Origin of the sequence: Paraburkholderia sp. LEh10 (genome assembly GCF_017814945.1) — a bacterium.
Classification (GTDB): domain Bacteria; phylum Pseudomonadota; class Gammaproteobacteria; order Burkholderiales; family Burkholderiaceae; genus Paraburkholderia.
The window spans coordinates 20,281-29,434 of the sequence record NZ_JAGIPX010000087.1 but is presented as its reverse complement, the minus strand read 5'-3'; the positions used below and the strand labels follow the sequence as shown (position 1 = coordinate 29,434).

The window sequence follows — 9,154 nt, the reverse complement described above, 5'->3', positions numbered from 1 at the left end:
CCGCGCCAAGCATCTGGGTTCCTTTGAACAGGGCAAGCCCGACTGTGGGGTGAAGTCCAACATCAAGTCGCTGCCCGGCGTGATGACGATTCGCGGCTGCGCGTACGCCGGCTCTAAGGGCGTTGTCTGGGGGCCGATCAAGGATATGATTCACATCAGTCACGGCCCCGTCGGCTGCGGCCAGTACTCGTGGGGTTCACGCCGCAACTACTACGTCGGCACGACGGGCATCGATACGTTCGTCACGATGCAGTTCACTTCCGATTTCCAGGAGAAGGACATCGTGTTCGGCGGCGACAAGAAGCTCGACAAGATCATCGACGAGATCCAGGAGCTCTTTCCGCTCAACAGAGGTATCTCCATCCAGACTGAGTGTCCGATCGGTCTGATCGGTGACGACATTGAGGCAGTCTCAAAGAAGAAGAGCACGCAGTACGGGCGGCACACGATCGTGCCGGTACGCTGCGAGGGTTTTCGCGGTGTGTCGCAGTCACTCGGCCATCATCTTGCAAACGATGCGATCCGCGATTGCGTGTTCGACCACGCCGATCCGAACAGGCGGCCCTCACTTGAGTCGACACCTTACGACGTTGCGATCATCGGTGACTACAACATCGGCGGCGATGCGTGGTCAAGCCGGATCCTTCTTGAGGAGATGGGTTTGCGCGTCATCGCGCAGTGGTCGGGCGATGGCACGCTTGCTGAACTCGAAAGTACGCCGAAATCCAAGCTTAACCTGCTGCACTGCTACCGGTCAATGAACTACATCAGCCGGCACATGGAAGAGAAGTATGGGACTCCGTGGGTCGAGTACAACTTTTTCGGTCCGACAATGATCGAGAAGAGCCTGCGTGAGATCGCGAGCCGATTTGATGACACAATCAAGGCGAATGCCGAAAAAGTGATCGCTAAATACCGCGCGTTGATGGATGCTGTCATAGGTAGGTATAAGCCGCGTCTGCAAGGCAAGAAGGTGATGCTGTTTGTGGGCGGCTTGCGCCCGCGTCACGTTATCGGGGCGTACGAAGACCTTGGCATGGAAGTCGTCGGTACCGGCTACGAGTTCGCTCACAACGACGACTACCAGCGCACGACGCACCACGTTAACGACGGCACACTGATCTACGACGACGTGACCGGCTATGAATTCGAGAAATTTGTTGAGCACACGAGGCCGGATCTCGTCGGCTCGGGCATCAAGGAAAAGTACGTCTTTCAGAAGATGGGCGTCCCCTTCCGGCAGATGCACAGCTGGGATTACTCCGGCCCCTATCACGGCTACGACGGCTTCGCGATCTTTGCGCGCGACATGGACATGGCGATCTCGAGTCCAGTATGGGGTCTCTCGAAGGCCCCGTGGAAAAAGGCTGCCTGAGCGCAACCGGGCGCTAATGGCACAACGGTGCCGACAGACGGCTGTTCAGATTTTCGATTCAGGAGCGTGTCATGCCCCAATCCACCGATAAAATTCTCGATCACGAACTGCTTTTTCGCGAGCCAGAGTATCAGGAACTTCTCCGCAACAAGAGGGAAAACTTCGAGTTCAATCATCCTGATGAGGCCGTGACGCAGGTCGCCGAATGGACAAAGACTGAGGATTACAAGCAGAAGAATTTTGCTCGAGATTCGCTGACGGTGAATCCCGCAAAGGCGTGCCAGCCGCTTGGCGCAGTCTTCGTGGCCAACGGTTTTTACAAGACTTTGCCGTTCGTGCATGGCTCACAGGGCTGCGTGGCTTATTACCGCTCGCATTTCTCGCGACATTTCAAGGAGCCGACGTCCTGCGTCAGTTCGTCGATGACAGAGGACGCCGCGGTGTTCGGCGGGCTGAACAACATGATCGATGGCCTCGCGAATGCATACAACCTGTACAAGCCCGAGATGATTGCCGTCTCGACAACATGTATGGCAGAGGTGATCGGCGATGACCTCGATGCGTTCATCAAGAACAGCAAGCAGAAGGGCAGCGTACCGCAAGACTATGACGTGCCGTTTGCCCACACGCCCGCGTTTGTGGGCAGCCATGTGACCGGCTACGACAATGCGCTATTGGGCATTCTGAAGTATTTTTGGGACGGCAAGGCTGGCACTACCACACCGCTCACTCGCGTGACGGACGACACCGTGAACTTTATCGGTGGATTCGATGGTTTCGTGGTCGGCAATATGAAAGAGGTTCGACGGATCTTTGATCTGTTCGGGGTAAAGGTCAACATCATTTGTGATCCGTCCGAGACATGGAATACGCCAACCGATGGCGAGTTCCGGATGTACCAGGGCGGAACAACGAAAGAGGAGGTCGAGCGTGCGTTGAACGCAAAGGCAACGTTCATCTTTCAGGAGTTTTGCTGTGAGAAGACGGGCAAGTTCATCGCCGATCATGGCCAGGAAGTGATCTCGCTGAATGCGCCCGTCGGCGTTGGCGGGACCGACCACTTCCTCATGGAGATTTCGCGTGTGACCGGCAGACCAATTCCCGCAGAGCTCGAAAAGGAGCGCGGCCAACTCGTCGATGCCATGGCGGACAGTCAGGCGAATCTGCACGGCAAACGCTACGCCCTTTATGGCGATCCGGACCAGATGCTCGGGTACACGCAATTCCTGCTTGAACTCGGTGCGGAGCCGGTGCACGTGCTCGCAACGAATGGCAACGATGGCTGGGCAGAGAAGGTCAGAACCCTGTTGGATGCATCGCCATACGGTGCAGGATGCAAGGTCTACCCGAAACGCGATCTTTGGCACATGCGCTCGCTGCTATTCACGGAGCCAGTGGACTTCCTGATTGGCAACACATACGGAAAGTACCTGGAGCGCGACACTGGAACGCCCCTCGTACGGCTCGTGTTCCCCATATTCGACCGCCATCACTATCATCGCTACCCGACTTGGGGGTATTCCGGCGGCTTGCGAATTCTATTGGCGCTGCTGGATGAGTTCTTCGAAACAATGGACGCGAATACCATTGATATTTCGAAGACAGATTACAGCTTTGATATTGTCCGCTGACGTGCGTGTGGTCATCACGTAGATGCCATACGGGAGCGCAGCGATGGTGCGCGTGCGCCCGACAGGAGTAAGACGGGGCTCGCACACTCGTTTTCTCGGAAGGGGCACGCAAATGGATGCGCCTGACACGGTTCTCCGCGGGCAGAATTCGACGGCGGGTGGCCGTCCCTGTACATGGCCTTTAAAGTCGGCAAGAAGGACTGGAAACTCTCGCTGGGTGATGGTCAGTGCCCGCCCAGCCGCTCGGCGGCCACATTGAAATTGTCTGTTGCGCCGCGCGCTGGTAATAACGATTTTGAGTTACTGCTCGACATCGCGAAGTTGCTGTCCAAACGGGCTGTTTTCGTCCGCTACGAAACCCATTCGACGCAGGTGTGAACATTTCGCACGGGTTCCGCACGGCGGGCCGCGCCCGCGCTTCCGGTACCGCATGGCATCTGGACGAACTATTTGTGCCGTTGCGGCGAATTCTTACTTATGGCGTGCGGCGTGCGGTTGACGAACATCCCGCATTTTGCCATCGCGGCCTAACTATCAGGCAGGCTCGCTTTTATTACAGCTCCGGCACCCGGTGAACTGACAATTTCGATTTGGCCGCCGAGCATCAGAACGCGCTCTTCCATTCCCACCAGGCCAAAGGATTTCTTTCGGGCAGCCTGAACGTCGAAACCTTCGCCGTCATCGCGTACTTCGAGAAGGTAAGCATTAGCCGTCCGCTCAAGCGTGATGACCACCCTCGTGGCTTTCGCATGACGAGAGACGTTGGTCAGTGCCTCCTGAACCAGGCGAAACAGCACGATAGCCCGGTCCTCGTCCATTGCGATGTTCTCATCGTGCACGAGCAGGCGACACTCTATACGTCGATTGCGATTGAACTCGGCAGCGAGCCATTCGAGTGCGGCCACGATGCCTGTGTCCAGTGCGGCTGGGCGTAGCGATGTGATGACGCCCCGTACAACTTGCATTGTTTGGTCCACGAGAGAAACCAGTGCCTGCGTCTGCTCGACAAGCTTCGGACAGTCAGTGTACAGTTTCATCTGCAAAGCCGAGAGTCTTAGGCGAAGTGCGGTGAGATGCTGCCCGAGTTCGTCGTGCATTTCACGTGCAATGCGTTTGCGCTCTTCTTCGCGTGCCGTCTCGCGACGCGAGGTGAGTTCGCGCAGCATCTCGTATGATTCCCGCAAGCGGTGCTCCACTTCTTTTCGCTCTGACAGGTCGACCACGAAGGCGACGCCTTCTTTCCGACTGGATTCGAAAGCAACTCTGCCAACCATAACAGGTACACGGCTGCCGTCCTTTCTAATGTATTCCTTTTCAGATGGCTGCACGCGCCCCGTCCGCAAAATCTGTGCTAGGGCATCTTGCGTGGTCTCTTGCCATTCCTGCGGCGTCAGATCTCTCCAGCGTATGCGGCCCGAGACGAGGTCCTCGCGCTCGTATCCCACCATTCTCAGAAATGCGTCATTGGCCTCGAGAATGTCGCCATTAGCGTTCCACACGATGATGCCGATGATGTTTGCGTCGACGAGACGACGGATTCTAGCTTCGCGCTCCGTAAGGTCCTCATACAAGCGAGTGTTCTCAAGCGATGTTGCTGCCTGTGAGGCCAGAAGGCGAAGCACTGCAATTCGAGCAGGAGCGAATGCGCGGGTGATCAGATTGTTTTCGAGATAGAGCACGCCCGTAAGCTTGGCCTGGTTCGTCAGAGGCAAGCAGACGATAGAACGCAGCCGATGCTCGCGGATATAGCGATCCGTGCTAAATGCAGGGTCCTCTGCGGCATCGTCGAGGATGACGCTCTCCCCGGTGCGTAAGACATGGTAAAGCACTGATTCGGGCATCAACGTTGCATTAATAGGCACAGTCCTCAACTGCACGCGAGCCATGTTGCCGTCCGTTGTAGCTTCAGCCGCTATCCATTGTTTGTCGACGTCTGGTAGGATGAGCATCCCCCGCTGCGCGCCCGCCTGTTCGATCGCCGTGCGCATGACCGTATCGATCAGATTGTCCAGGACGATTTCGCGCGAGATTGCCTGCGATACTTTGATCACGGTAGCGAGGTCCAATTGTTCGATGGGCGCCCCGATAGTGGTAGTTGGCGTTGGCGCTCGCTCCTTGTCCATGAGATGCGGATGAAGGTCGTCGAGTTGTCGCACCTTGCCATCGGCACCCCACCGTTGGTAGGCCTGTCGGGCCTCTTTGGCATATATGCGTGCGATCTTCTCAAAACCGCGTGTCGCGTAGAAACGGGACGCGAGTTCGTTCGCTACAGCTTCGTTATGGACAAAGCCATTAGCGCGTGCTGACACGATGGCTTCTTCAAAGAGCCGCATCGCGTCAACATCGCGATTTTCCAACCGGGCAATCTCGGCACCGACCAACGCCACGCGATCTGTGAAATTTGCGGGGCAGTTCTTCGACCAGATTTTCAGTTGCCGGTGATGCGTCGCTATGGCATCTTGGCAAACCTGCCGCTCTCCGGCCGGAACGTGATCGTAATATGCCGCTCGGGCCAGCGCGCCGTAGAAGTGATACTCACATTCCTCCAAATGTGACGAAGACGTCCAGAGCAGTTGTTGCGCCGTCCCTGCAGCGTCAACAGCTTCCGCGTAGTTGCCGGCAATATAGCGTGCCTGCAATTTCCTGATCCAGTACCAGCACGCAGCGGTCGCCAGCGCGGGGTTGCCCGACAAACGATGCTCGAAGCGAGGTTCATTGACGTTGCGGTCATCGAGGCTCCCAAATCGGAGTGTTGAGCCGCGGAGCATTCGAATTAGCGCGAGCTGCGTGCTCAGGTTATCGACAACCATGCCAAAGCCCGTCTTTTCGGAAAAGACTAGGCCCTGTTCGGCTTCATGCTCCACCGCGCCTAATGGCTCGCCGACAAAGAGCAGGTTGGAAATGACATGGCAGCATGTGTAGGCGGCAGACGGCAGGTCTCCGATTCGATTCGCCGCCTTGAATGCATTATCCAGCACCTCACGGCTCATTCGCACGTGTTTCGTCCAGCGCGCGACGTAAAGCGCATAGCAAAGATACGTGACCGCCTGAAAGCGCTTGAGGCCCCGTTGTTCGACGAGCTTGTAGCCGAGATCGCCAAACTTGAACCCTTTTTGATAGTCGTTAAACCGCGGTCCCGCTATCCGTGCAAACATAACATACGCGAAAGAGGACGCGTCGCAGTTGCCATGCTCCAAGCTGAGACTGACCGCTTTGCATATCGTCAGCGAAGCCAGATTCGCGTCCGTGAACCATGCTGGGCGCAAGAGCTTGCTCAGCACATCAGCCGTCGAAAGAGAATCTGGGTCCTTCATTAGCGGCAAGTCGACGAGGTCCTCTATCACTCGACCCTCAAGCCGGATCAAGATGCGCTCGTACTCTCGTTGTACTTCTTCTTCACTAGGATGGGCTGACCAATGGATCCCGACGCGACAGAGATGTTCGAGGCAAACAGCGACTGCACGATCGCTCTGATCAAGAGTCAGGTAAACGTCCATTTGCAGGCACGTGACGACCGCCTGTTCGATGATACGTGTTGCGCGAAGTGACAGCACTTTCAAGCGTTGCTCTGCGTTCGACAGTCGCCCGGTCAGCAATTCGCATTCGGCTCGAGTTAACTCGAGTGTGAAGATGAGTTCGTGCTTGCGCTCCCAGCAGTCGTCGGCTAGGAGTTGCGCACCCATGATGAGATAAGTGAGCGCTGATTCGTAGGCCGTCGACGTTTTGGCGCGCTGGCCGGCTATCAGGTTGAATGCAGCAAGTTGGTCGCGTTCCTCCTGATCATCCATCAGCGCTGTCCCGCGGTTGAGTTGACTGACGATATCGAATATCGCCTGCTCGCGCTTCTCGGGAGAGGTTTGTGTCGCGAGCAGGCGCCCGATACGCAGATGGACCTTCGGAAGCGAGCCTTCAGGGATCAGCGAATAGGCAGCTTCCTGCACCCGGTCGTGCGCAAACCTGTAGGCGTCTCCCAGATCATCGACAAGCTCCTTGTGTACCGCTGGTATCAGCGACGTGCGCACACTTTGCTTGGTTTTCCCCAACACTTTCGACAGAATCCCGAGCGTTGCGGTATTGCCGAGACAGGCGAACAGTTGCAATGCCCGCCGTGTTTCGGCAGGGAGGCGGGCCAGCTTTACGACCATCAGGTCTGCCACGTTGTCCGTGTAGCCCTTTGCGCGAATTTGTGGCAGACGCCACTGCCAACAGGCCAGGTTGTGGTCGAAAGTGAGTAAATGCTCGTCGGCGAGTGCGTGTAGAAATTGAATGACGAAAAACGGATTACCGCCAGTCTTATCATGTATGAGCTGCACAAGTGGCGAGACCCGCTCCGGAGTTGTGTGGAGCGCTTCTGCAATCAATCGCTCCACGTGCTCGCAGGTGAGCGGTAGGAGGGCGATCTCGTCAACCGCCGCACCCATGCTCCTGAATGCCTGAAGCTTATTCATCAGCGGATGATTGGTGTCTACCTCGTTGCTTCGATACGCGCCAATGATCATAAGATACTTCAGATCCGGGCAGGTTAGAAAGTCCTGCAACAGGTCCAGCGTCGCGGTATCGAGCCATTGGAGGTCATCGAAAAACAGCACCAGCGGATGTTCCTCCCGGGCAAAGACACTCACGAACCGCCGGAAGGCTAGCTGGAAACGGCGTTGTGCTTGATGCAAATCCAGTTCGGGGACGGACGGCTGGTCGCCGATGACGAGCTTAAGTTCGGGGAGTAGGTCAGTCACGAGTCGCGCGTTTGGCGCCAGTGCCTCCACGAACGCCTCGCGCCAAATCGCCAGTTCCGTCTCTCGCAGGGTGAGAAGTCGGCGCACCAGATCACGAAAAGCGGGCAGCAGTGTCGAGTACGGTATGTCGCGCTGGTATTGGTCGAACTTACCCGACGTGTAGAGTGCTCGTGACGGCACGAGCACCTTCTGTAGCGCATTCGCGATCGCGGACTTACCAATGCCCGAATAACCGGAAACTAGCACCAATCGCGGTGTGCCCCTAGCGATGACGCGGTCAAGCGCCGCGACCAGAGCGTCGATCTCACGTTGCCGACCATAAAGTTTATTGGGAATCGACAGCCGATCAGGCGTATCGTGCTCGCCGAGCGTAAAGACTTCGATGTGCCGCTGTCGCTCCCATTCGGTGAGACAACGTCGGAGGTCACGTTCCACACCGGCCGCGGTCTGATAGCGCTCCTCGGGCGTTTTCGCGAGCAGCTTCATAACTACTTCCGAGACGACGGGCAGAATTTTCCCCGCCCGCGCGCTCGGCGCCATCGGCTTGCGAGCAACGTGGCAGTGCACCAATTCCAACGGATCGTCGGCATTGAACGGCAATACACCGGTGAGCATCTGGTAGAGCACAACGCCAAATGAGTAGAGGTCGCTTCGGGAATCAATTGAGCGATTCATTCGCCCTGTCTGTTCGGGCGCTATATATGCCAGCGTGCCCGCAATCGTCTCAGGTGGCACTGGGGATTGACGCTCGCGGGGAAGTTCTGAAGTGATGCCGAAGCCGGTGAGCCGCAAGAAACCATCCGCACAGTTTGCCAGAATATGAGCGGGCTTGAGGTCCTTGTGGACGAAACCGCGCTGGTGGAGTTTGCCCAGCGCTTCAGCAATGCCGATGGCAACGTGTAAAACAGTTCCCATTTCCATCGGCGCGCCGATCATCCGTTCGAGCGGCTCGCCGCCCGGGTCTTCGAGCACCAATACAGTCTGGCCTTCTCCGCGAATCAGATCTATCGGCCGTACCGCCCATGTGCTATTGAGTTTCTCCTTCAGCTCGAATTCATGCGTGAGACGAAGGATGGTGTCGGCTGAGGGATTCGCCGCCGTGGTCTGTACAATCAGAACGCTTTCGCTGCCGCGAGATTGACAAACCCGACAAAGGACACGGTCCGCGTCCTCCCAGAGGACTTGGCGGTTGTTTCGTTTTTCGGAAAAGCGTTGAACGTTCATTTACCGCATACTCTAAGCCGTTCGAATCTACAATTATGCGCTATACCCTGCAAGTATGGCACCTATAAAACGTAAGAAGAAACGTGTTCGGACGAGACTGGGCTGGACGCGCTCTAACGAGAGCCGCAGTCACAAGGTGACCCGAACATGCACCGGTGCGAATGTACGGCATTGGCGGGGTTCTGTCGCCA

4 protein-coding genes are annotated in these 9,154 nt (G+C 56.8%); 3 read left to right on the top strand and 1 reads right to left on the bottom strand.

Annotation, left to right across the window (positions count from 1 at the left end):
• The 3 genes from nifD to J8I87_RS38850 form a co-directional block, all read left to right on the top strand.
• The coding region (nifD, locus tag J8I87_RS38860) for a nitrogenase molybdenum-iron protein alpha chain (protein WP_209937707.1) at nucleotides 1-1,375 on the top strand (1,375 nt) is incomplete at its 5' end.
• A 71-nt stretch (nucleotides 1,376-1,446) separates the two neighbouring features.
• Nucleotides 1,447-3,006: a nitrogenase molybdenum-iron protein subunit beta gene (gene nifK / locus J8I87_RS38855; RefSeq protein ID WP_209937705.1), complete on the top strand. Its 1,560-nt coding sequence runs from the start codon at nucleotides 1,447-1,449 to the stop codon at nucleotides 3,004-3,006.
• Between the two features lie 174 nt (nucleotides 3,007-3,180).
• A complete protein-coding gene (locus J8I87_RS38850; protein WP_209937704.1) occupies nucleotides 3,181-3,384 on the top strand; it encodes a hypothetical protein in 204 nt (67 codons plus the stop codon).
• A 149-nt stretch (nucleotides 3,385-3,533) separates the two neighbouring features.
• Here J8I87_RS38850 and J8I87_RS38845 read toward each other — a convergent pair whose 3' ends face one another.
• Nucleotides 3,534-8,963 carry an AAA family ATPase gene (locus J8I87_RS38845; RefSeq protein WP_209937703.1) on the bottom strand — a complete coding sequence of 1,810 codons (5,430 nt, stop codon included), beginning with the start codon at nucleotides 8,961-8,963 and terminating at the stop codon, nucleotides 3,534-3,536.
• Nucleotides 8,964-9,154 lie beyond the last annotated feature (191 nt).